Genomic DNA, 21,856 nt, shown 5'->3' with positions numbered 1-21,856 from the left:
GGCGGAAAAGTGCTTGACGTCACACCAGAACCGAAGATAGAGTCACTCAAACCAACACAAAACCACACGACGACGGAGTCCCCATGTTCGCGGAAGAGCGGTATCGCCAGATCAGCAGCCTGGTCTCGGCCGACGGCCGTGTCTCGGTGGCGGATCTCTCCTCGCGCTTCGGCATCACGACGGAGACCGTCCGCAGGGATCTCGCCCTCCTCGAGAACGACGGCGTCCTGCGGCGCGTACACGGGGGCGCCATCGCGGGCAGCGGCGCGACGACGAACGAGCCGAGCCTGACCAGCCGCTCGACGCAGCACTCCGACGAGAAGAAGCGCATCGCCCAGGCGGCCCTCTCCATCACCCCCGAGACCGGCGCCGTCGTCCTCGATGCGGGGAGCACCACCGGCGCCCTCGCCGATCTGCTCGTGGAGGAAGCCCGGGCAGGCCTGTCCGTGATCACGCACTCCGTGCCGATCGCAGCCCTGATCTCCGGTGCCGGGCTGAGTGTGGAACTCGTCGGAGGCCGTGTCCGGGCGCTGACGAGCGCGGCCGTCGGCAGCAGCACGGTAACCCACTTCTCCCGCCTCCGCGCGGACATCGCCTTCATCGGCGCCAACGGGCTCGCGGCCGGTTTCGGCCTCAGCACGCCCGACGTGGACGAGGCGGCCGTGAAGACCGCGATCGTCCGTTCCGCCCGGCGCGTGGTGCTCCTGGCGGACTCGTCGAAATTCGACGAGGAGACCCTGACCAGCTTCGCCTACCTGGAGGATATCGATGCCCTCATCACCGACCATGCACCCCGGGGGCCGCTCGCGGATGCCCTCTCCGACGCCGAGGTGGAGGTGATCGTCGCATGATCGTGACCCTTACCGCGAACCCCAGCATCGACCGCACCGTCGAACTCGGCGCACCCCTGACGCGCGGAGCGGTCCAGCGCGCCACCCACGTGGTGCAGGAGGCGGGAGGCAAGGGCGTCAACGTCAGCCGTGCCCTCGCGATGTCCGGCACCCGCACCCTCGCCGTCCTGCCGGGCGACGACGACGACGCGGTCCTCGCGGGCCTGCGCAGCATCTCGCTCCCGTTCCGCAACCTGGCGATCGGCGCAGGCCTCCGCATCAACACGGCGATCACCGAGCCGGACGGCACGACGACGAAGATCAACGAACCCGGCCCGCCACTCTCCCCGACCCTGCTCGAGGACCTCCTCGCCGTCGTCGTCGCGGAGAGCGACGGAGCGGACTGGCTGGTCCTCGCCGGGTCCCTGCCCCCGGGGGTCCCGTCCACCTTCTATACGACGGTCACTGCTGCGGTGAGGGAGGCGTACGGCCTCTCGGCGCCGCTCATCGCGATCGACTCCAGCGGCGAGCCCCTCATCGAGGCCGCCGCCGGGATCCCGGCCCCGGACCTGCTGAAGCCCAACGCCGAGGAGCTCAGCGAGCTCACCGGTATCGGCACGGGCGACGAGCTCGAGAAGGACCATGACCTGGCCGCGAAGGCCTGTGCGGTGCTCATCACCGCAGGGGTGGGAGCGGTACTGGCGACCCTCGGTTCCGAGGGCGCCCTGCTCGTGACGAACGGGGGAGCGTGGCACGCTGTGCACCCTCCCGTCACGGCGCGTTCCACGGTCGGGGCGGGCGATTCCGCGCTGGCCGGCTACCTGCTGGCGCACACCGCAGGAGAACTCCCGGAGAACTGCCTGCGCCAGGCCGTCGCCCACGGATCGGCGGCCGCCGCGCTCCCCGGTTCGACCGTCCCGTCCCTCGACCAGACCACGCCGTCCATCGTCGCGGTCACTCCCCTCAAGGTCACACTGCCCGTGATCGAACCAAGTGCAATCGGGTCCACCGCAGGGCCCCAACAGGAGGATTTCTGATGTCCGATCTCATCAATCCGGAGCTCGTCGCTCTGGACAAGGACCTGGGGGGGAATCGCCCCTCGGTGATCCGCCACCTCGCGGAGCTGGTCGCCGCCCAAGGCCGCTCCACGGAAGTCGACGCCCTGTACGCCGACGCCCTCGCCCGGGAGGAGAAGACCGCGACCGGCATCCCCGGCGGCATCGCCATCCCGCACTGCCGCTCCACGGCCGTGTCCGAGGCGACCCTCGTCATGGCCCGCCTGTCCCCGCCCGTGGACTTCGGCGCCAAGGACGGCCCGGCGGACCTCGTGTTCTTCATCGCAGCACCCGACGGAGCGGACCAGGAGCACCTGAAGCTGCTGTCCAAACTCGCGCGTTCGCTGATCAAGAAGGACTTCACCGCCTCGCTGCGGGCAGCGCAGTCCCCGGACGACGTCGTCGCCCTCGTCAACGGCGCGCTCGGTGTCGGAGCCGCGCAGGCCGCTCCGGCGGCCGCGGGTGCCCATGTCGCCGGTGCTCCCGCCGGGTCCGCAGCCGGCTCCCGCACGAACGAGGCCGCGGCCACGCTCGGCACCTCGCCCGCCGGGACCGACACCACCGGTCCCGCCGTCGACCACCAGCGTGCCACCGACACCCGGACCCGGCGCCTCGTGGCCGTGACCGCCTGCCCCACCGGCATCGCCCACACGTACATGGCCGCCGACTCCCTGGTCGCGGCGGCCAAGGAGCGCGGGATCGACCTCCAGGTCGAGACGCAGGGCTCCTCCGGCGCCACGCCGCTGGACCCCGCGGTGATCGCCGCCGCGGATGCCGTCATCTTCGCCGTCGACGTCGACGTCCGGGACAAGCAGCGCTTCGCCGGCCTCCCCGTCATCAGCTCCCCCGTCAAGCGCGGCATCGACGAGCCGGGCGAGATGGTGGAGGAAGCCCTCGCAGCCGCCGGGAACCCGAATGCACGGCGCGTCGCCGGCACTGCCGGTGAGCAGGAGGCGGACGACGACCGCGGCCGGGACAGCGTGGGCAGCACACTCAAGCGCGCCCTCCTCACCGGCGTCAGCTACATGATCCCGTTCGTCGCCGGTGGCGGCCTGCTGATCGCCCTCGGCTTCCTCCTGGGCGGCTACCTCATCACCGAGACCGCGGACGCCGTGGTCCTCGAGAACAGCCTCGTGAACCTGCCGGCCGGAGGGCTCGGTGAGTACCTCGGGGCCGTGGCCTTCAAGATCGGCCAGCTGTCCCTCGGGTTCCTCGTCCCGGCCCTCGCCGGCTACATCGCGTACGCGCTGGCGGACCGCCCGGGCATCGCCCCCGGCTTCGTCGCCGGTGCCGTGGCCGGGTTCATGGGCGCGGGCTTCCTCGGCGGTATCGTGGGCGGTCTGCTCGCCGGGTACGCCGCCATGATGATCGGCCGCCTGTCCGTGCCGCGCTGGCTGCGGAGCCTCATGCCGGTGGTCATCATCCCGCTCGTGGCGTCGATCGTGGCGTCCGGGCTGATGTTCCTGCTGCTCGGCGGACCGATCGCCGCGCTCACCGCGGGGCTCAACAACTGGCTGTCCGGGCTGACCGGCACGGCTGCCGTCGGACTCGGCGTGATCCTCGGACTGATGATGGCCATCGATCTCGGCGGCCCGGTCAACAAGGTCGCGTACTCCTTCGCCGTCGCCGGTCTCGGGGCTGCGACGCTCGAGAACACGGCGCCCCTGCAGATCATGGCCGCCGTCATGGCCGCCGGGATGGTCCCGCCCCTCGCCATGGCCCTGGCCACCCTGATCGACCGCAGCCGGTTCACCGAGCCGGAGCGGGAGAACGGGAAGGCCGCCTGGTTGCTGGGTGCAAGCTTCATCTCCGAGGGCGCCATCCCGTTCGCGGCAGCCGACCCGCTGCGTGTCATCCCGGCATCCCTGCTCGGTTCCGCGGTCACCGGGGCGATCGTCATGGGGACCGGCGTCACCTCGCAGGCCCCCCACGGTGGTTTCTTCGTCTTCTTCGCGATCGGGAACTTCGTGATGTTCGTGGTCGCGATCCTGGTCGGGATGGTCATCTCGGCTCTCGCGGTCATCGCCCTCAAGCGGTACGCGACGCGCAAGACGGAGACGGTCGCGGCCGAGCCGGTTGCAGCCTGATCCGCAGTCGGCTTGGCTGTACCAGAACCATCCACGAAAAAGGAGCACATCATGGCAGAACGCAAGGCAACCGTGGCGAGCCGCGTCGGGCTGCACGCCCGCCCGGCATCGATCTTCGCGGAGGCAGCCGGCGAGCTTCCCCTCGAGGTCACCATCGCACTGGACGGCGAGCCCGTCGAGGAGGCCATGGACGCTTCGAGCATCCTCTCGCTGATGAGCCTCGGAGCCTCGCACGGCGACGTCGTCGTCCTTCGCGCCGAGGGTGACGGTGCCGAGAGCGCTCTCGAGGCCCTGGCCCGCATCATCGAGACGGACCACGACGCCGCATAGCCCGCACCAACGCAAAGGGCACCATCCGCCGTCCATACCTGGCGGGTGGTGCCCTTTCGGCGTCCCCAGCGTGGGACATACGGGGAGGTCCACCGGTTCCGATGGACTGACCCGCCTGCCGGGTAACGATCCGCTGACCCCCCACGGAGAGCGGCAGTTACATAATCATTATTTTTGCACACCATCATGGAAACGTGAACAGCCGGGGGACACAATGACGTCACTTTTCCAGCAGGGAGGGCGTTCGGCGCGGATTGGTGACGCCGCCTAGGCGAGCTTGTTCGCTGGGGTGGCGCTCTTCCTGCCGAGGGTGCGGCTCACCCAGATCAGGGAGAGGCCCAGCACGGTCAGGAGGATGGCCGAGAACGGCAGGAGGATGTCCCAGTACCTCAGGTCCAGTGTCGTCAGCCTCAGCCCCACGAAGAGCACCACGAGCGCGAAGCCGGAGGCCACCAGGGCGCAGGCCACGCGATGGATGATCCGCGCATGGCGGTCGAGGGCTGCTGACGCCGCAGGGATGACCAGGCAGGCAGCGACATACCCCGGGTAGAGGCGTCCCACGGCGGCGTACTGCCGCACCGTGTCCTGGTCCTCGAAGGCACGCAGGCCTGTCGAGCTCCCCTCGAGCTCGCTCGAGACGAAGAAGTAGAGCGTCGCCGCGACGGTCAGTGCCACGATCGCCAGGCCGAAGGGGCCGACGATCAGCCGGCGGGCCAGGGCGGAGCCGAAGGCGGCCGCCATCCGGATTCCGAAGAGGACGAAGACGGCGTACAGGGCCAGGCGCAGCAGGAGGTTCGCGATATTGACCCCGCCCAGGGCGGCGTCGACCGCCAGGTAGATCGGATCGATCGACAGGCCGACGGCGAAGGTGAGCAGCACGAGCCCCGCGAACATGGTGCGGCCGCGACCTTCCCGCAGTCCCGGGACCCGCACCGCGGCGCCGACCGCGCACATGCCGAGCGCCACCCACTGGATCGTCATCACATTCATCCGAGGTTCTCCCACATGGCACGGTCCTTGCCGTCGTCGAGTTCGGCCCGCCGGATCTGCTTCCCGAGGACGTCGAGCCGGTCGCGGGCGAGGATGACCAGCTCGAGGTCGCTGAGCGCACACAGGGCTCGTGCGCGCCCGTCGTCGGGCCAGCCCCCTTCCTGTGGTGCGAGCACACCGGTGACCACCAGCCCGCTGGTCAGGGACACACCGGCGATCCTGGCGGCCTCCACGGCGATCTCGGGTGCGAGCCGCCCCGCGGTCAGCTGCGCGGACAGGTTCTGGCGGGCGACGCCCGTGCTGGCCGCCAGCTGTTGCCTGAGATCACCCGGGTCGATCGCCTCGATCCACGCCCGCACCGAGTTGCGGTGCGGGAAGGGCGCGAGGTCCAGCTGAAGGTCCGTCCCCACGCATTCCCTCTCCTCGCTCCGGGCCACGAGCAGTCGGAGGATGTCGATGTGCGAGACCTGGCTGACGAACTCCGCGTCGGTGGGCGTCCGGATGCCGTCCGCGAGGTCGCGGTAGCCCTCGAAGACGGCCAGCGAATCGACCGGCGGGAGCCCGTAGGCACGGGCGATGGCCACGATGGTCGACACCGAGACCTTGCCCCGGACCAGCTGCTGGGCGAGGGTGGAGCGCTTGATGCCTGCGACCCGGCAGAGGTCGGTCACGGTGTCGTCAGGAGCGATCTGGGAACGCCACAGCTGGAACGCCTTCGCTGTGACGGCCATCATCACCTTTCGATTGGACTTTCCGGTCTCCTGTCGAAGTATACTGAGATCGCTGGCTCCGAGTTCTGCGATTCCCCCATACGCAGAACCCGGGGCCAGCTCCATTTCACGCGGCAGCCCCGCGGAGCGCCGCGCGCCGCCGACGTGCTACCAGCGGACCTTCTTCTCCTTCTTTCCCTGCTTGCTGCTCTCGTGTGCGGCCTTGGCGTGGCCGGCCCCGGTCGCAGCAGCCGGACTGGCTGCGTGATTCTTCTTCGCCAGCGCGAGCTGCGCTCGGGGGTCGTCCTGCAGCTTCCGGGCGCGGACCCCCGCGGGGGTCGTGCCGGTCTCGACGGCCGGCGCGCCGTCCTGGGACGGGTGGTTCCGGGGTGTGCTGGTCATGGTGTTCCTTTCGGGTGCGGAGGCCCACGGAACGTGCCTGGACAGGTGGGCGCAGGACGCGGAGAAGCCGCGGTGTACGCGCCGGGAGGACCGGACAGATTCAGTGGGCGCCCCTGGAGGGTGTCATCGACAAGTGGCGCGGAGCTCGGCCGGAGCCGGCCCGACTACTGGAAAAGAAGTGTCCTCATGCCCACGACCGTACACCCGGCCGAAGCGGCCGGACAAGGGGTGCGGCCCGGCCGACCTAGCGCCGGCGGATGCCCGGCAGTGCGACGTCAACGAAGACGAGCCGGTGGTCGCTCGTGGGGAAGGGGAAGATCCCGGTCAGTTCCGATCCGGGCATACCGGCTCGCGGCCAGAACACTCCTGCCGCAGTGACGCGCAGGGTACGGGACGGGAGGACGTAGTCGGCCCGGATGTTGCCGGCGGTGAGGTCCTCGAAGTCCGCGGTGTCGAACTGGGGGTCGCTCCGGTGCCCCGCATTCGCGCCGCCCTGGAACGCCGAGGCTTCGGCGGCTCCGTTCGACGACGGCAGCGGGTCCTGCACCTGCCGGTTCCCGAGCAGCCGGTCGATGGATCCGGGCAGGGAGTCGCCGTCGAGCGGGTCGCTGTTCTGGTCCCCCATCACCACGAAGCGTTCGCCGCGCTTGAGCCCGCCGGCCGTCCCGCCGTCGTCGTAGATGTAGGAGGCGTCCCGCCCGCCGGTGACGTAGTCGGACCAGAAGCGGATCTCGTCGCTGTTCCGCCTGCCGTTGCGGTCCTCCGCGCCGTCGAAGACGGGAGGCGTGGGGTGGCTCGCCAGGACGTGCACGGTCTTCCCGCCCACGCTCACGGGCACATCCCAGTGCGACTTGCTGGACAACGGGAGCACGGCGAGCTCGTCCGGTGAATACCAGTCGCCGGGGGCTTCCGTGGCCGCGTTGTCGGGAAGGAGCGCGCCGGGCATGTCCTTCCACAGGAAGTTCTGGAAGGTCCGCACCGACTCCGTGCGGATCGGGTACCTGGAGTAGACGACCATGCCGTACTGGCCCTCGAACGCGCCGAAACCCCGGGCATCGCCGGGTCCACCCACCGCGCCGTCGTTGTCGAGGTCGTGTCCGCTGGGCATGCCGGTGTTGGACGGCGCCGTGTACACGTAGGGGTAGTCGAGCGGGGTCCTGCCGTTCTGGCCGATGGAGAGATAGTTCCGGTTGAACAGGTCGGCCGCACGGTTTCCCGGGACGTAGTCGAATTCGTTGAGGAGCACCACGTCCGGACGGGTGGTCTGCAGGACCTCCGCGATCGCCCGCGCCTGGGGATCGCCCGGGGTCACCAGGTCCCGGACCAGTCCACCCGCCACCGACCGGTTCAGGCTCGCGTTGTAGGTCGCGAACCGGACCTCCTGCCGGCTGCCCGGGCCGCTGCCGGGGAGCACGCCGCGCGTGTCGTCCGCGGGACCCGCCACGGCGAGGGGGGCCGGTGCGACGAGGAGCGAGACGGCCAGGAGACCGGTGGCGCAGCGCGCTGGGAGTCGCATCGCTTTCCTCCTCGGGTCCGGGGAAGGCGCCGCCTCATGGCTGCGCCCTGCACCAAGTGGTTCGCTTCAGTAACTTCAGCCTAACGGCGGAAAGCGGCTGCGAGCCGGGCGGAAGGTAACGATTCAGGGTCGGCCGGGGGTGGCCCGGTGGCGTCCGGACCGTCGGGCCTCGAGGGCGCCGAGGTCCCGCTCGGCCGCGTCGAAGGCCTCCTCGAGCCGGGCCACGGCGGACGCGTAGCCCGGGAGCCCGGCCTCGCCGTCCGGGGAGGAGGCGACGGCGTCGCGCGCCGCCCCTGCAGCCCGGACCGCCCGCACCACGGCGCGCGCGGCAGGGTTCCCGGGTTCGTGCATGCCCGGGTAGTGGATGGCCTTGCCCGGATCGACGTCGTAGTCCGCCCACCGCCGCAGTACGGCGTCGTGGCGGCGATGGAGGTCCTCCCGTGCCGCCGCCTGCAGGGCCTCGCGGGCGCGGCGGCGCCGCAGGTCATCCCGGCGCCAGGTCCAGGCCACGGCTGCCGTGGCGGACGTGACGCCGACCGTGAGCGCGAGCCACGCCGCGCCGAGGGCACCGGCGACGACCCCGGCACCGGTGATGACCACCGCGCCGCCGAAGGCGAGCCAGAAGTGGTCGTCCGCCTCACCGCCCCGCCGGGAGGTGGCATCGATGCGCCACGCCGTCAGGACGGCGGTACCCGCCATGACGGCGCAGGCGACCAGGCTACCCATCAGGGCGACGGCGTCCATGAATCCCTCTCCGCTGCGGCCCGGCGAGGCCTCCCGGCGCGCCGACCGTGCACTACGTCCTACCAGTGCAAACGAGCGGACGGCCCGAGTCAATCCCCGATTCCGGTGCGACCTCCCGGCCACCAGGGATCGTGCGGTGTCCGGCCGTGACAGGCCTGTTCCAGGGCCGGCCGGGCCGCTCATCCAGTCACCCTCGCCGTCTTCGTGGTCCACGAGGTGTCCGCGTGGACCCCGGAACGCAAAGGAGGACCCCGGCCGCGCCGGGGTCCTCTCCTGCTGGTGGGCCCTGAGGGGCTCGAACCCTCGACCCACGGATTAAAAGTCCGTTGCTCTAGCCAACTGAGCTAAGGGCCCACGCCGCGCGACCGGACGCCGCATCCGTGGATGCCGCCGTCGGGCGCCGACCCGCCTACTTTATCGCAATCGTCAGTGCCCGGAGGACTGCCCCGGGCCTCCCTCCTTCCGGCCGGAAATCGCCCAGGAGTATCCTCGTTCCATGGACGGCGAATACACGAACAAGAGCCCGCGGCCCCACAAGCCGAAGCCATTCGCCCCCGCGGACTTCGAGGTCTTCGCGGGGGGAATCGATCCGTCGAGGGTGTCCGAGGCAGCACACATGGCAGCCCACGCCCTGGTCCACCACGGGCGCGATTCCGAGGATCCGGACGTGACGCGCCGACTCGTCGAACTCGCCGACCAGCAGGGGCTGGACGCGATCGCCGAGATGTGGGCCGAGAGCCCGCCGCGGTCCCTGCCCGGCGCACTGTGGCGCCTCTACGCCCTCCGCGCGGCCACGCAGCAGAACCCCGCGCGCATGGCGGCGTACTTCGCCTCGGGCAAGGAGGCCGCGCAGGTCTCGAAGGTCGTGGCCGGCGTCGCCGAGCCGCCGGGCGCCCTGGAGATGGCCACGATGGCCGACACCATCCTGTCCGGGGCGTTCGAGGGCGAGTTCGACGTCGCCCTCGAGCGCTTCGCCGCGTTCTGCCGCGTCGTCGCGCTCGGCCAGGCGAACCACGCCGACGACGCCGAGGCCGGCAACGGTTCCCGCGCGACGAGACTGACCCGCAATTCGAATCAGCTCATCAAGACGGCCGAGGATCTCGAGCACGCCGCAGCGTCCTGGCGTCGAGGGGATCTCGACTGACGGCGTCGGCCGGCGCCGATGTTGACAGCGGCTCCGGGGACGGCAAGACTTAAGTCGGCGTCGGACCGTGGAACCCCCGGGCTTCAACACTCAGCCGCTTCGAGCGGCCTTCCGCCGAGAGGCGCTCCCGGTTCGACGCCACTACTCTGCCCTCCCGTATGCAGCGCGGCCATCGCCGCCCGCTGACCGTCCTGTGTCCCTTGAGGAAGACTCCGTGAAACTACGCCTCTTCCCGCAGGAGAACGCCGGGCTCGAACTCCTCTCCCGTATGGCCCAGCAGCTCGTCCTGGGCGTCGGGACCATGTCCGCCATCCTCGGCGCCTCGACCCAGGAGTACGACCGCCTGTCGGAGGAGCTCCACCAGCACGAGTCGATGTCGACGGACCTGCACTTCGCCCTCCTGACGTCCATGCGGACGTCCTTCATCAACCCGCTGCCCCGCGAGGACCTGTACGTCCTGTCCCGCCTGCTCAACGAGGCGATCGAGAAGCTCGACGGCGCCGGCGAGCTGATCGCCCTGTACAAGCTGAGCAAGCTGAGCCCACGGGCGGCGGACCAGCTCGAGGTGATCAACCGGCAGGCCGAACTGACGGCTCTCGCCATGCAGCGTCTGGACTCCATGGACGACCTCGAGGAGTACTGGATCGAGATCCTGCGGCTGGCCAGGCGGGCCGAGCGGACGCACCGCAACTGGTGCGCAGAGCTCCTCGATGACCACAAGCCGCTCGTCTACGCGCGGCACCGCGATGTCGCCAACCAGCTCGTCGATGTCACCAAGGACATCCGGCGGGTGGCGACCCAGGTGGGCAGCATCCTCGTCAAGGAATCGTAGGTGGAGCCGTTCCTCCTCGGCGTGGTGGTCGTCGCCGCAGGCGGGTTCGCCTTCCTCAACGGCTTCCACGACGTCTCCAACTCGGTGTCCGCCGCGGTGCGTACGCGCGCGCTCACGCCCTCGATCGCCGTCCTGCTCGCGGCCCTCTTCAACTTCGTCGGGGCCCTGCTCAGCACCGCACTGGCCCTGTTCTTCACGGAAGCCGCCATCGGCCTTCCTTCCGGACCGAGAGGGCTGGGGATCCTCCTGGCGGCGCTGCTCGCCGCCGGCCTGTGGGGTGTGGTGACCTGGTACCGCGGCATGCCGTCGTCGTCGACCCATGCGCTGCTCGGCGGGATCCTCGGTGCGGGCGTCGCGTCACGGCTGACGAACGGGCCCGCGATGAGCGGGGCGGGCGAGGCACTCCTGCTGCAGATCGTGGTGCCCCTCCTGCTCTCGCCCGTCGTCGCCTACCTCCTCGCCTACGCAGCGGTCTTCCCGGCCACGTGGCTGCTGCGGCACGGGTCCCCGGCACGGGTGAACAGCGGGAACCGGATGGCGCAGTCGGTCCTCGCGGGGGCGTTCGCGCTGGGGCACGGGCTCCAGGACGGGCAGCGGACCATGGCGGTCATCCTGCTGGCCCTCGTCGGCTCCGGCTACGCGGCAGGCTCCGAGATGCCGCTGTGGGTCCAGCTGTTCGCGGCCGTGCTCCTGGCGACGGGGTCCCTCTTCGGCGGTTGGCGCATCGCCCACACCCTCGGCAACCGTCTGGTGCACATCGACCCGCTGCGCGGCATGACGGCGCAGGGCGTGAGTTCGGCGATGCTGTTCGTCGGCGCGATCTCGCTGCACATCCCGCTGTCGAGCACGCACACGATGACGTCGGCGATCGTCGGCGCCGGCGCCAACCAGCGGTTCACCTCCGTCCAGCGCCCCCGGGCGGTCCGGATCCTCGCCGTCTGGCTCGCGACCGCCCCGGCCACCGCCTTCGTGGGGGCCGTCTTCTTCCTGGCGCTCAGCCCCCTCCTGTGACCCCTCCCGTTCCGGGGCGGACGACTGCGGGCGGGCCCGTCCTCGGGCGCGACGCCGCCGACCCCGGCTCCGTGCACACGACGACGGCGGCCCCCTCGGGAGCCGCCGTCGTCGTGCCGCAGTGCCGCCGTCCGCCTACCCGAAGCGGCCGGAGACGTAGTCCTCGGTGGCCTTGACGGCAGGGTTGTTGAAGATGGTGGTGGTCTCGCCGTACTCGATGAGCTTGCCGGGCTTGCCCGTTCCGGCGATGTTGAAGAACGCCGTCTTGTCGGACACGCGCGCCGCCTGCTGCATGTTGTGGGTGACGATCGCCACGGTGTACTCGGCCTTGAGCTCGTTGATGAGGTCCTCGATGGCCAGCGTGGAGATGGGGTCCAGGGCGGAGCAGGGCTCGTCCATCAGGATCACCTGCGGCGACACGGCGATGGCCCGCGCGATGCAGAGGCGCTGCTGCTGCCCGCCGGAGAGGCCGGACCCGGGGCGCGCGAGGCGGTCCTTGACCTCGTTCCACAGGTTGGCGCCGCGCAGTGACTTCTCCACGAGGGCGTCGGCGTCGGACTTGCTGATGCGCTTGTTGTTGAGCTTGACGCCCGCGAGGACGTTGTCGCGGATGGACATGGTGGGGAACGGGTTGGGCCGCTGGAACACCATGCCGATCCGTCCGCGCACCGTGACCGGGTCCACGGCCGAGTCGTACAGGTTGTCGCCGTCGAGCAGTACCTCGCCCTCGACGCGCGCGCCGGGGATGACCTCGTGCATGCGGTTGAGGGTGCGCAGGAAGGTGGACTTGCCGCAGCCCGAGGGACCGATGAACGCCGTCACCGAACGGGCTTCGATGTTGATGTTGACGTCCTCCACGGCGAGGAACTTGCCGTAGTAGACGTTCAGGTCCTTGACGTCGATGCGATTGGACATGGGTTCCTTCGGGTCGTGTCCGCGAGCGGTCAGCGGCTGGTCTTGGGGGCGAACATGCGGGCGACGAAACGCGCGACCAGGTTCAGCAGCATCACCATCAGGATCAGCAGGAGCGCTGCGGCCCAGGCGCGCTGGACGCTCGGATCCGGCGACGTGGGCGAGGTCGGGGTCAGGATCTGGTAGTAGATGAAGGTGGGCAGCGTGCTCATCCACCCACTGAAGACGTTCATGTTGATGGAGCTCGCGAATCCTGCCGTCACAAGGATAGGCGCGGTCTCGCCGATGACCCGCGCGATCGACAGGGTTACGCCAGAGGCGATACCGGAGATCGCCGTCGGGATGACCACCCGCGTGATGGTGCGCCACTTGCGGACACCCAGTGCGTAGGAGGCCTCGCGGAGTTCGTTGGGCACGATCTTCAGCATCTCCTCGGTGGAGCGGACCACCACGGGGATCATGAGGACGGAGAGGGCGACGGCGGCCACGAACCCGGTCCGGGTGCCCGGCCCGAAGAGGAGCGAGAACAGGGCGGCGGCGAAGAGCCCCGCGACGATCGAGGGGATGCCGGTCATGACGTCCACGAAGAACGTGATGGCCTTCGTGAGACTCTTGCCCGCCCCGTACTCGACGAGGTAGACGGCGGTGAGCAGTCCGATGGGCACGGAGATGAGCGTGGCCCACAGGGTGATCTGCAGCGTGCCGAGCACCGCGTGGTAGGCGCCGCCGAGGACGGGCGTGCCGTTCTCGACCGCCTGGTTGTCGATCGACCCCGTCATGCCGTTCATCGAGGTGAAGAGGAAGTTGTAGCTGAGCCCGGGGACCCCCCGCTCGAGGACGGTCCAGAGCACCGAGATCAGGGGGACCAGGGCGAGGAGGAACGCCCCGTACACGAGGAACGTGACGAGCCTGTCCTTCGCCCTGCGCTCGCCCTCGCCGACCGCGGTGACGAGGGTGGCGGCGATGACGAAGACGACGGCCGAGATGAGTGCCCAGCCGACGACGCTGAACCCGACCAGGGCGGACAGCGCCGCACCGAGCACGACGGACGCCGCGAGGACGACCCACAGGGCGTAGGACGGCAGGTGGCCCCGGGTGAGCTGGGACTGGCGACGCTGGAGCGTCTGGTTCGCTGCCATCTAGTTAGCTCCCGAGAATTCTTTGTGCCGGGTGATGATGAAACGGGCGATCATGTTGACGATCAGCGTGATCACGAACAGCACGAGGCCCGCGGCGATCAGTTCGTTGAGGCGCAGGCCGAAGGCCTCCGGGAAGTTCAGGGCGATCTCGGCGGCGATGGTCTGGTTGCCCGTCTTCACGAGGCTCGCCACGAGAGCGCCCGGAGAGAGCACCAGGGCCACCGCCATCGTCTCCCCCAGTGCTCGGCCGAGGCCGAGCATGGTCGCGCTGATGATGCCGGGACGGGCGAACGGGAGCACCGCCATGCGGACCATCTCCCAGCGGGTGGCGCCCATGGCGAGCGCCGCCTCCTCGTGCAGGTTCGGTGTCTGCAGGAAGATCTCCCGGCTGAGCGAGGTGATGATCGGGATGACCATGACGGACAGGACGATGCCCGCCGTGAGCATGGTCTTGCCGGTCTGGCTGGCCGGACCGGTGAAGATCGGGATCCAGCCGAGATTCTCCGCCAGCCAGGTATAGACCTTGGCGAGCTGCGGTGCGAGGACGATGTACCCCCAAGCGCCGTAGATGACGGAGGGGATGGCAGCCAGCAGATCGATCACGTAACCGAACGCCCGGGCAAGCCGACGCGGCGCGTAATGCGAGATGAAAAGGGCGACGGCGATCCCGACGGGTGTCGCGATGACCAGGGCGATGATCGCGGCGACGACGGTGCCGATGACGATCGGCAGGATGTAGGCGGCGAAGCCCTTGCCGCCGGTGATCTCGGCGGGATCAGCGGTGAACGTGGGGGCAGCCTGCACGAGAAGGAACATCGCGACGCTGAAGAGCACTGCGAGGATCAGGATGCCGGCGGCGAGGGATATCCCGGAGAAGATCCTGTCGCCTGCGCGGCCTCTGTCGGTCGGCGCTTGCAGCAAATTGGTTGACACGTCTTTGCCTTCCAGGCGGTCGTTTCGAATGCAGTGACGGCCCTGGTGCGGGCCGGGGAGGGAAGGTCACTGCTGATTCCAGCCGTGAACGGCGGACGGTCCCGCCCGGTCTCCATTAGACCAGACGGGACCGGGGGCCCTTGCTAGGAGGCGACCTTGATGGAGTCGATGGCCGCCTTGGCCTTCTCGCTGAGGCTGGCCGACAGCGGCGCGTTGCCTGCGGACCCCTCGGCCTCCGCCTGGCCTTCCTCGCTGACGACGTAGGTGCCGAACGCCTTCACGAGGTCGACGGTCTCCTGGCTGTCGTAGGAAGCGCAGTAGATGTGGTAGCTGACGAGGACGACGGGGTAGGTACCGGACTCGGTGGTGTCGCGCTGGAGCTCGAGGGACAGATCGGACTCGGAACGGCCCTCGACGGGAGTGGCGACCTCGACGGCCTTGGCTGCGGCCTCGGCGCTGATCTCGGCGTATTCCTCGCCGACCTTGACCTTGGCCTTGCCGAGGTCGCCGACGGCTGAGGCGTCGGCGTAGGTGATGGCGCCGTCGGTCGAGGTGACCGTCTGCACGACGCCGGAGGTGCCCTTGGCGTTCTCGGACTGCAGATCGGCGGGCCAGGCGCCGTCGGGCTCGTACGTCCAGTCCTCAGGAGCGGCGCCGGCGAGGTACTCGACGAAGTTCTCGGTGGTGCCCGAGTCGTCCGACCGGTGGACGACGGTGATGGGGGTGTCGGGGAGTTCGACGCCCTCGTTCTGGGAGGCGATCGCGGGATCGTTCCAGGTGGTGATCTCCTTCTTGAAGATCTTCGCGATGGTCGGCGCGTCGAGGTTCAGCTCGGTGACGCCCTCGAGGTTGAACGCGATCGCGATCGGCGAGATGTAGACCGGGACGTTGATGGCGCCATCGGGACCGCAGACCTCGGTGGCCTCGGTCATCTCCTCGTCCTTGAGGAAGGCGTCCGAGCCGGCGAACTGGGCACCGCCGCTCAGGAAGGCCTTGCGTCCCGCACCCGACCCGTCCGGGGAGTACTGCACCATGGCGCCGTCGTTGGCGGACTCGAACCCGGTCTTCCAGGCCTCCATCGCCGAGTTCTGGGCGGACGATCCGATACCGGTCAGGGTGCCGGTCACGGCGGTGCCTGCGGCGGAGGACGCGGGCCCTTCGGCGGCGGGCTCGCCCGTCGCGTTGTCGGAACCACATGCGGTCAGCGCCAGCGCGGCAACGGAGATGACTGCCGCAGCGCGGCCGAAGTGAAGAGCCTTCACGGAATTGTGCCCCTTCCAGGGAGGTATTCATCGATGCGCGGACGGCGCTCGAGAGACGTACGCGTTCCTGTACACCGTCGACGCTAGGCAGTGCAGGTGAAGAGACTGACCAAGGAACATTAACGGAAGGTGAACAGCGCCGGTCCATCGTCCGGCGGCCCGCTCGGCCGTGGCCGAGCCGCGGCCGATGCGACGGCGTCCCGGCCCGTGGTGCACCTCCTAGACTGGGTCCATGCCGCCGCGCCAGGGAGTGTCCACCACGCTGGCTTTCCTGCGCAAGCGCTCGCGGATCGGCTTCAAGCGCAGTTCCAACTCCGTGGTCACCGCCCTGCAGATGACCGTCTGCGCCGTCGGCGCGTATGCCTTCGCCGAGCAGGTCCTGGGCCACAACGGTCCGCTGTTCGCCGCGACGTCGTCGATGATCTCGCTCGGCTTCTCGCGTGATCCGCGCCTGCGGCGCGTCCTGGAGGTGGCCATCGGCTGCACCCTCGGCATCTCGGTGGGTGACCTCCTGCTCACCTTCTTCGGGACGGGGATCTGGCAGGCCGCCGTCGTGCTGTTCATCTCGATCCTGCTCGCCCGCTTCCTCGACAGCGGCACCATCTTCACCACCCAGCTCGGGTTGCAGTCACTGCTGGTGGTGCTGCTCCCGGCACCGGAGGGCGGCCCGTTCACCCGGAGCGTGGATGCGATCGTCGGCGGGCTGTTCGCGCTGGCCATCACCATGCTGCTCCCCCGCGACCCGCGCCGGGAACCCAAGACGAACGTGCGGGGTCTGCTGGATGAGCTGTCGGGTGTCCTGCGTGAGTGCGCGGCGGCGCTCAGGAAGAGCGATTCGACCCTGGCGTGGCACGCCCTGGTCAGGGCCCGGAACTGCCAGGCGCAGCTCGACACCCTGACCGGCAGCATGAAGGCCGCGCAGGAGGTGGCGCGCATCTCCCCCGCCTACCGGCGACACCGCGACGAGCTGGGATCCCTGCGCAGCGCCATCGGCTCGATCGACCTCGCCATCCGCAACAGCAGGGTCTTCTCGCGGCGCCTGTCCTCCGCCATCAACCACGCAGCCCTGACCGACGAGGCGATCGAGAGCCTCGGCCAGTCCCTCGAGGACACGGCCGACGCCGTCGACGTCCTCAGCCGGGCGCTGTCCGCCGCCGACGCCGCCGAGCGGCGGCTCAACCTCCGGCAGGCACGCAACGACCTCGCCGCCGTCGCGACCGATCTCCATCCGGCGCGCCTGCACATCAGCCGCCTCGAGGGTGAGGGGCTCGTCCTGCTCCTGCGGCCACTCGTCGTGGACCTCCTGGAGGCGACGGGTCTCTCGCACGAGGACGCTTCCGGCTACCTGCCGAGCCTCTGAACCACGCGGCCGGTGGGGCCGACTCTGTCGGTGGCCGCCGGTAGCCTGAAGCAATGGCCACGAAGACCTCTCCCGCCGCCCGCGCCGGCCGCACCAACGCCCCGAGCTACCGTTGCGCCGAATGCGGGTGGACCACCGCGAAGTGGGTGGGGCGCTGCGGCGAGTGCCAGGCCTGGGGCACGGTCGAGGAGACCGGGCAGGTCGTCGCGCGCACCACGGCCGCCACGGCGGTCACGACGCCCGCCCGGCGGATCGCCGACGTCGACGCGACGCTCTCCGGCTTCCAGCCCACGAAGATCGACGAGCTCGATCGCGTCCTCGGCGGCGGACTGGTTCCCGGCGCCGTGATCCTCCTCGCCGGCGAGCCCGGCGTCGGCAAGTCGACCCTCCTCCTCGACGTCGCGGCGCGGGTCGCCCGGCTCGGCCGGAACGTGCTCTACGTGACGGGCGAGGAATCGGCCGCCCAGGTGAGGCTGCGGGCGGACCGGATCGACGCCGTCGCCGACTCGCTGTACCTGAGCGCGGAGACGGACCTCGGCCAGGCGCTCGGCCAGGTGGAGAAGGTCGACCCCGCGCTGCTCGTCGTCGACTCCGTGCAGACCCTCAGCAGCGCGGCGGTGGACGGCAGCGCCGGCGGGGTCACGCAGGTGCGGGAAGTCGCGGCGTCGCTGATCTCGGTCGCGAAGGCGCGGGGCATGACCACGCTGCTCGTGGGGCACGTCACCAAGGACGGCTCCATCGCCGGGCCGAGGCTCCTCGAACACCTCGTCGACGTCGTCTGCCAGTTCGAGGGCGAACGCCACTCACGGCTGCGCCTCCTGCGCGCGGTGAAGAACCGGTACGGGCCCACGGACGAGGTGGGCTGCTTCGACCTGACGGACGGGGGCATCGAGGGACTGGCCGACCCGAGCGGCCTGTTCGTGTCCCGCGCCAAGGATCCGGTGTCCGGGACGTGCATCACGGTCACCCTGGAGGGCCGGCGCCCCCTGCTCGCGGAGGTCCAGGCCCTGCTCGCCGAGTCACCGAACGCCCAGCCGCGGCGCGCCACCAGCGGTCTGGACAGCTCCCGTGTGGCGATGCTGCTGGCCGTGCTGCAGAGCCGCGCGTCGGTCAGCCTGCACAAGGACGACAGCTACGTCGCGACGGTCGGCGGGGTCCGGCTGAGCGAGCCCGCGACAGATCTCGCCGTCGCGCTGGCGATCGCCTCCGCGAAGACGGACCAGCCGCTGGCCGCGCGGCTCGTGGCGTTCGGGGAGGTGGGCCTCGCCGGCGAGGTCCGCCCGGTGCCGGGCATCGGCCGTCGCATCCAGGAAGCGCAGCGCCTCGGCTTCACGCACGCGATCGTCCCGGCCTCGCCGGCCGGGACGGGACCGGTGCCGAAGGGCTTCTCCGTGCGGGAGGTCTCCACGCTCGCGGAGGCACTGGCGCTGCTGTTCTGACGCACCCCGCGGGCCCGGACACAGGATGTCCGGGAGTGTGACGGAGGTGCGACCGCGACCGGCGCGGAGGATTCCGCGCGCGCCAGTAGTATGGTGATCGGCTCGGGCGTTACGTCCGACGCCGCTGCTCGCCGCCCGAGGCTTGACGGCGACCGCCCGACTGCGCCGGGCTTCCAAGCGCGCGGGCGGTGAAAGGATAGGCCCATGGTTCGTAGTCCCGAGGACTCGCTCAAAGCCACCCTCGCCAGAGTAGCCCCGGGAACGCAGCTGCGCGACGGTCTTGAGCGGATCCTGAGGGGACGGACGGGCGCGCTGATCGTCCTGGGCTTCGACCGTACCGTGGACTCCATCTGCTCGGGCGGGTTCGACATCGGCATCGAGTTCTCCCCGACAGGCCTGCGCGAACTCGCGAAGATGGACGGCGCGATCGTCTGCGACAAGGATGCGAGCAAGATCCTCCGCGCCGCGGTGCAGCTCGTCCCCGACCACACCATCGAGACACAGGAATCCGGGACGCGCCATCGCACCGCGGAGCGGGTCGCGAAGCAGACCGGCCTGCCCGTGATCAGCGTCAGCCAGTCCATGCAGATCATCGCCCTGTACATCGACGATCTGCGGCACGTCCTCGAGGGCTCCGAGCCCGTACTCGCCCGCGCCAATCAGGCGCTGGCCACCCTCGAGCGGTACCGCGCACGGCTCGACCAGGTCACCAACTCGCTGTCCGCCCTCGAGATCGAGGCCATGGTCACGGTGCGTGACGTCGCCGTCACCCTGCAACGCCAGGAGATGGTGCGAAGGATCTCCGAGGAGATCTCGCAGTACGTGCTCGAACTCGGCGTCGACGGCCGCCTGCTCTCGCTGCAGGTGGAGGAACTCACCACGGGTCTCGGCCCGGGCAGCGAGATGGTGCTGCGGGACTACATGGACCTCGGCAGCAGCACGGCGCCGGTCGAGGAGCGCGTGGCGACGCTGCAGGGATTCAGCTCGACGGACCTCATCGACCTGGGCACCATCGCCAGCGTGCTGGGCTTCAACCCCTCGGTGGACTCGCTGGAGGCGGTCATCCAGCCGAAGGGCTACCGCCTGCTGTCCGGCATCAAGGCCATGCCGCCGGCCGTGGCGAAACGCCTGGTGGAGCACTTCGACGGACTGCAGAACCTCATGGCCGCCAACATCGAGGACCTCATGGCGGTGGACGGCATCGGCGAGCAGCGCGCGCGGACCGTCCGCGAGGGGCTGTCGCGTATCGCCGAGACGAGCCTCCTCGACCGCTTCATGTAGCCGACCCTTCCATGGAGGCGACCTCCGGGACGCCCTACCGGAGCGTGAAGGTCACCGGGGCGCTGCTGCCGGCGCCGAGCCGCGTCGTCAGGACGTAGCTCCCGCTCGGCGGCTCCTCACCCCCGCCGGCGCAGCCGGGGACCGTGCGGTTCCGTGTCCACTCGAGCGTCGCCCGTTCCTCACCGCCGGGCTGGAGGGTGCGGTCGAGATCCTTCGGGGATCCCTGGCAGTCGACGGACGAGAACACGCGTTCACCGCCCCGGGTCAGGACGAACTCCATCTGTGAGCTGCCCACGTTCGCCGTGCACGCCGTCGTCCCCCCATTGCGGATCACGAGGGACAGGACCGGGTTCTCCCCCGGCCCGTAGGTCCCCTTGTCAGTAGCGGCGGCGACCGTCACGGCAGCGGAGGGACACCTGCCCGACGACGGGCTCCCCGTGGTCGTCGCGTTCGGGCTCGGAGCGGGGGTGGTCCGCGGAGACGCGGACGCGGTGGACGGAGCCGCGCCGGCGCTCGGGGGCGTCCGGCCGGCGGAATAGGGCGGGGCGGTCACCGAGGACGTCGAGCCGCCCGGCTCGGTGGCGTCGCCCTGTCCCCCGAAGAGCCCCGCCACGGCAGCGCCCCCGACGGCGAGCGCCGCCACGACGAGGAGCACCAGGACGGCCGCCAGGCGGCGCCGCCGGTACACGCCGGGGCCGGGCCTCCGCCCGCGGCCGGTCGGTCCGCCCGTGCCGTTCCTGTTCGCCGATGCCATCCATCAAGGCTAGGGGGTCGTCCGTTCTTCCGCGCACCCCGCCGGTGGATAGAGTATTCACGACCATGACCCAGGAGCACCCATGAACCCCGGCACCGCGACACCGCCCGGTCCCCCTCGACCGACGGACGACCCGGACGCCGCGTCCCTGGCCGGACTGCACCGCCGGGTGACGGACTGGTTCACGGGATCGGCGCGCGATCTTCCGTGGCGGGACCCCCGCTGCTCCCCGTGGGGGATCCTCGTCAGCGAGGTGATGCTGCAGCAGACCCCGGTGGTCCGGGTGCTCCCGGTCTGGCAGGAGTGGCTCGAGCGCTGGCCCTCCCCGGCCGACCTCGCAGCGGAACCTCCCGGCAGCGCCGTCCGGCACTGGGGGCGCCTCGGCTACCCCCGGCGGGCCCTGCGCCTCCACTCCGCTGCCACCGCCATGCTCGCCCGGCACGGCGGCGCGGTCCCGGCGACCTACGACGAACTCCTGGCGTTGCCCGGGGTGGGCACCTACACGGCCGCCGCGGTCGCGGCCTTCGCCTTCGGGCGGCGCGAGACGGTGGTCGACACGAACATCCGCCGGGTCCACGCCCGCCTCGTCGGCGGGAGCGCCCTGCCCGCCCCCACCCTGACGGCCGCGGAGACGAAGCGCGCCGTGGCACTCCTGCCCGACGACGAGGCGCTCTCCGTCCGCTGGAACGCCGCCGTGATGGAACTCGGGGCCGTGATCTGCACCGCGCGGTCCCCGCAGTGCGACGCCTGCCCCGTCCTCGACGCGTGCGCCTGGGTGGCCGCGGGCAGGCCCGCTCCGGAGTACGTACCGAAGGGCCAGGCCTGGGCAGGGACGGACCGGCAGGTGCGCGGCGCGATCGTCGCCGTGCTGCGTCACACCGAACTGCCCGTCCCGCGGTCCCTCCTCCTGGAGGCACCCGTGGACCTCGGCATGGGCTCCCCGGCCGGACCCCCCGGTCCCGCGGCGGTCCTGCCGGAACCCCTCGCACGGCTGCACGGCCTGCGGGCACCGGCCGAGCAGCTCGAACGCGCCCTCGCAGGCCTCCTCGCCGACGGCCTCGCCGAGGAACGCGGCGACGGCGTCCGCCTGCCGGGCTGAGCCGATCCCATCGCTCGCGGGAGGCC

General features: G+C 70.4%; 21 protein-coding genes and 1 tRNA gene. 11 read left to right on the top strand and 11 right to left on the bottom strand.

Annotation, left to right across the window (positions count from 1 at the left end; genetic code table 11):
* The first annotated feature begins 83 nt into the window (after positions 1–83).
* The 4 genes from ACX80P_RS12645 to ACX80P_RS12630 are packed head-to-tail and all read left to right on the top strand — an operon-like array spanning position 84 to position 4,302.
* Positions 84–851, top strand: coding sequence for a DeoR/GlpR family DNA-binding transcription regulator (locus ACX80P_RS12645; RefSeq protein ID WP_459278453.1), 768 nt, complete (start codon positions 84–86; stop codon positions 849–851).
* On the top strand, positions 848–1,867 hold the full coding sequence (locus ACX80P_RS12640) for a 1-phosphofructokinase family hexose kinase (RefSeq protein WP_459278452.1): 1,020 nt from the start codon (positions 848–850) through the stop codon (positions 1,865–1,867). Before ACX80P_RS12645 ends, ACX80P_RS12640 begins: the two co-directional genes overlap by 4 nt.
* The gene (locus ACX80P_RS12635; protein ID WP_459278451.1) at positions 1,867–3,972 is read left to right on the top strand and encodes a PTS fructose transporter subunit IIABC; all 2,106 of its coding nucleotides are present in this window, start codon (positions 1,867–1,869) and stop codon (positions 3,970–3,972) included. Before ACX80P_RS12640 ends, ACX80P_RS12635 begins: the two co-directional genes overlap by 1 nt.
* Before the next feature lie 51 nt (positions 3,973–4,023).
* Complete coding sequence (locus ACX80P_RS12630) at positions 4,024–4,302, top strand: HPr family phosphocarrier protein (RefSeq protein ID WP_459278450.1); 279 nt, start codon at positions 4,024–4,026, stop codon at positions 4,300–4,302.
* A 267-nt stretch (positions 4,303–4,569) separates the two neighbouring features.
* Here the strand turns inward: ACX80P_RS12630 and ACX80P_RS12625 are convergent, their stop codons facing one another.
* From ACX80P_RS12625 to ACX80P_RS12600, 6 genes are all read right to left on the bottom strand, one after another.
* A complete protein-coding gene (locus ACX80P_RS12625; RefSeq protein ID WP_459278449.1) occupies positions 4,570–5,283 on the bottom strand; it encodes a hypothetical protein in 714 nt (237 codons plus the stop codon).
* A 5-nt stretch (positions 5,284–5,288) separates the two neighbouring features.
* Positions 5,289–6,026 (bottom strand): helix-turn-helix domain-containing protein, encoded by a 738-nt coding sequence (locus ACX80P_RS12620; RefSeq protein WP_459278448.1) that lies wholly within the window; start codon positions 6,024–6,026, stop codon positions 5,289–5,291.
* Between the two features lie 144 nt (positions 6,027–6,170).
* A complete protein-coding gene (locus tag ACX80P_RS12615; protein ID WP_459278447.1) occupies positions 6,171–6,404 on the bottom strand; it encodes a hypothetical protein in 234 nt (77 codons plus the stop codon).
* Positions 6,405–6,648: 244 nt separating this feature from the next.
* Positions 6,649–7,920, bottom strand: a complete 1,272-nt coding sequence (locus tag ACX80P_RS12610) for an endonuclease/exonuclease/phosphatase family protein (RefSeq protein WP_459278446.1) — start codon at positions 7,918–7,920, stop codon at positions 6,649–6,651.
* Positions 7,921–8,043: 123 nt separating this feature from the next.
* Positions 8,044–8,664: a hypothetical protein gene (locus ACX80P_RS12605; RefSeq protein ID WP_459278445.1), complete on the bottom strand. Its 621-nt coding sequence runs from the start codon at positions 8,662–8,664 to the stop codon at positions 8,044–8,046.
* Between the two features lie 277 nt (positions 8,665–8,941).
* Positions 8,942–9,018: transfer RNA gene (locus ACX80P_RS12600), tRNA-Lys, on the bottom strand.
* Positions 9,019–9,160: 142 nt separating this feature from the next.
* Here ACX80P_RS12600 and ACX80P_RS12595 point away from each other — a divergent pair.
* The 3 genes from ACX80P_RS12595 to ACX80P_RS12585 all read left to right on the top strand — a co-directional run bounded on the left by ACX80P_RS12595 (position 9,161) and on the right by ACX80P_RS12585 (position 11,651).
* Positions 9,161–9,808 (top strand): hypothetical protein, encoded by a 648-nt coding sequence (locus tag ACX80P_RS12595; protein ID WP_459278444.1) that lies wholly within the window; start codon positions 9,161–9,163, stop codon positions 9,806–9,808.
* Positions 9,809–10,022: 214 nt separating this feature from the next.
* Complete coding sequence (locus ACX80P_RS12590; RefSeq protein ID WP_459278443.1) at positions 10,023–10,640, top strand: DUF47 domain-containing protein; 618 nt, start codon at positions 10,023–10,025, stop codon at positions 10,638–10,640.
* Positions 10,641–11,651, top strand: a complete 1,011-nt coding sequence (locus tag ACX80P_RS12585; protein WP_459278442.1) for an inorganic phosphate transporter — start codon at positions 10,641–10,643, stop codon at positions 11,649–11,651.
* Between the two features lie 135 nt (positions 11,652–11,786).
* Here ACX80P_RS12585 and pstB read toward each other — a convergent pair whose 3' ends face one another.
* From pstB to pstS, 4 genes are all read right to left on the bottom strand, one after another.
* A complete protein-coding gene (gene pstB / locus ACX80P_RS12580; RefSeq protein WP_459278441.1) occupies positions 11,787–12,566 on the bottom strand; it encodes a phosphate ABC transporter ATP-binding protein PstB in 780 nt (259 codons plus the stop codon).
* Positions 12,567–12,595: 29 nt separating this feature from the next.
* Entirely contained in the window at positions 12,596–13,702 is a 1,107-nt protein-coding gene (gene pstA, locus ACX80P_RS12575; protein WP_459278440.1) for a phosphate ABC transporter permease PstA, read from the bottom strand.
* The gene (gene pstC, locus ACX80P_RS12570; protein ID WP_459278439.1) at positions 13,703–14,635 is read right to left on the bottom strand and encodes a phosphate ABC transporter permease subunit PstC; all 933 of its coding nucleotides are present in this window, start codon (positions 14,633–14,635) and stop codon (positions 13,703–13,705) included. It lies immediately after the preceding gene.
* 143 nt (positions 14,636–14,778) lie between these two features.
* Entirely contained in the window at positions 14,779–15,897 is a 1,119-nt protein-coding gene (gene pstS, locus ACX80P_RS12565; RefSeq protein WP_459278438.1) for a phosphate ABC transporter substrate-binding protein PstS, read from the bottom strand.
* A gap of 232 nt (positions 15,898–16,129) precedes the next feature.
* On the opposite strand from pstS, the gene ACX80P_RS12560 reads away from it, so the two are divergent.
* The 3 genes from ACX80P_RS12560 (at position 16,130) to disA (ending at position 19,977) form a co-directional block, all read left to right on the top strand.
* Positions 16,130–17,257: an FUSC family protein gene (locus tag ACX80P_RS12560; RefSeq protein WP_459278437.1), complete on the top strand. Its 1,128-nt coding sequence runs from the start codon at positions 16,130–16,132 to the stop codon at positions 17,255–17,257.
* Between the two features lie 53 nt (positions 17,258–17,310).
* Entirely contained in the window at positions 17,311–18,696 is a 1,386-nt protein-coding gene (gene radA / locus ACX80P_RS12555; protein WP_459278436.1) for a DNA repair protein RadA, read from the top strand.
* A 204-nt stretch (positions 18,697–18,900) separates the two neighbouring features.
* Positions 18,901–19,977: a DNA integrity scanning diadenylate cyclase DisA gene (gene disA, locus ACX80P_RS12550; protein ID WP_459278435.1), complete on the top strand. Its 1,077-nt coding sequence runs from the start codon at positions 18,901–18,903 to the stop codon at positions 19,975–19,977.
* Between the two features lie 34 nt (positions 19,978–20,011).
* Here the strand turns inward: disA and ACX80P_RS12545 are convergent, their stop codons facing one another.
* Positions 20,012–20,731 (bottom strand): hypothetical protein, encoded by a 720-nt coding sequence (locus ACX80P_RS12545; RefSeq protein WP_459278434.1) that lies wholly within the window; start codon positions 20,729–20,731, stop codon positions 20,012–20,014.
* An 82-nt stretch (positions 20,732–20,813) separates the two neighbouring features.
* On the opposite strand from ACX80P_RS12545, the gene ACX80P_RS12540 reads away from it, so the two are divergent.
* A complete protein-coding gene (locus ACX80P_RS12540; protein ID WP_459278433.1) occupies positions 20,814–21,830 on the top strand; it encodes an iron-sulfur binding domain-containing protein in 1,017 nt (338 codons plus the stop codon).
* The last annotated feature ends 26 nt before the right edge of the window (positions 21,831–21,856 follow it).

The organism is Arthrobacter arabinosi (genome assembly GCF_054511115.1).
The sequence above is the reverse complement of the archived record's forward strand: the minus strand, read 5'-3'. Positions and strand labels throughout refer to the sequence as shown.

Excerpts from the sequence above, each read along its gene's own strand:
- ACX80P_RS12645 (WP_459278453.1), top strand. The coding sequence starts at position 84 with ATGTTCGCGGAAGAGCGGTATCGCCAGATCAGCAGCCTGGTCTCGGCC.
- ACX80P_RS12640 (WP_459278452.1), top strand. The coding sequence starts at position 848 with ATGATCGTGACCCTTACCGCGAACCCCAGCATCGACCGCACCGTCGAA.
- ACX80P_RS12635 (WP_459278451.1), top strand. The coding sequence starts at position 1,867 with ATGTCCGATCTCATCAATCCGGAGCTCGTCGCTCTGGACAAGGACCTG.
- ACX80P_RS12630 (WP_459278450.1), top strand. The coding sequence starts at position 4,024 with ATGGCAGAACGCAAGGCAACCGTGGCGAGCCGCGTCGGGCTGCACGCC.
- ACX80P_RS12625 (WP_459278449.1), bottom strand. The coding sequence starts at position 5,283 with ATGACGATCCAGTGGGTGGCGCTCGGCATGTGCGCGGTCGGCGCCGCG.
- ACX80P_RS12620 (WP_459278448.1), bottom strand. The coding sequence starts at position 6,026 with ATGATGGCCGTCACAGCGAAGGCGTTCCAGCTGTGGCGTTCCCAGATC.
- ACX80P_RS12615 (WP_459278447.1), bottom strand. The coding sequence starts at position 6,404 with ATGACCAGCACACCCCGGAACCACCCGTCCCAGGACGGCGCGCCGGCC.
- ACX80P_RS12610 (WP_459278446.1), bottom strand. The coding sequence starts at position 7,920 with ATGCGACTCCCAGCGCGCTGCGCCACCGGTCTCCTGGCCGTCTCGCTC.
- ACX80P_RS12605 (WP_459278445.1), bottom strand. The coding sequence starts at position 8,664 with ATGGACGCCGTCGCCCTGATGGGTAGCCTGGTCGCCTGCGCCGTCATG.
- ACX80P_RS12595 (WP_459278444.1), top strand. The coding sequence starts at position 9,161 with ATGGACGGCGAATACACGAACAAGAGCCCGCGGCCCCACAAGCCGAAG.
- pstB (WP_459278441.1), bottom strand. The coding sequence starts at position 12,566 with ATGTCCAATCGCATCGACGTCAAGGACCTGAACGTCTACTACGGCAAG.
- pstA (WP_459278440.1), bottom strand. The coding sequence starts at position 13,702 with ATGGCAGCGAACCAGACGCTCCAGCGTCGCCAGTCCCAGCTCACCCGG.
- ACX80P_RS12560 (WP_459278437.1), top strand. The coding sequence starts at position 16,130 with ATGCCGCCGCGCCAGGGAGTGTCCACCACGCTGGCTTTCCTGCGCAAG.
- radA (WP_459278436.1), top strand. The coding sequence starts at position 17,311 with ATGGCCACGAAGACCTCTCCCGCCGCCCGCGCCGGCCGCACCAACGCC.
- disA (WP_459278435.1), top strand. The coding sequence starts at position 18,901 with ATGGTTCGTAGTCCCGAGGACTCGCTCAAAGCCACCCTCGCCAGAGTA.
- ACX80P_RS12545 (WP_459278434.1), bottom strand. The coding sequence starts at position 20,731 with ATGGCATCGGCGAACAGGAACGGCACGGGCGGACCGACCGGCCGCGGG.
- ACX80P_RS12540 (WP_459278433.1), top strand. The coding sequence starts at position 20,814 with ATGAACCCCGGCACCGCGACACCGCCCGGTCCCCCTCGACCGACGGAC.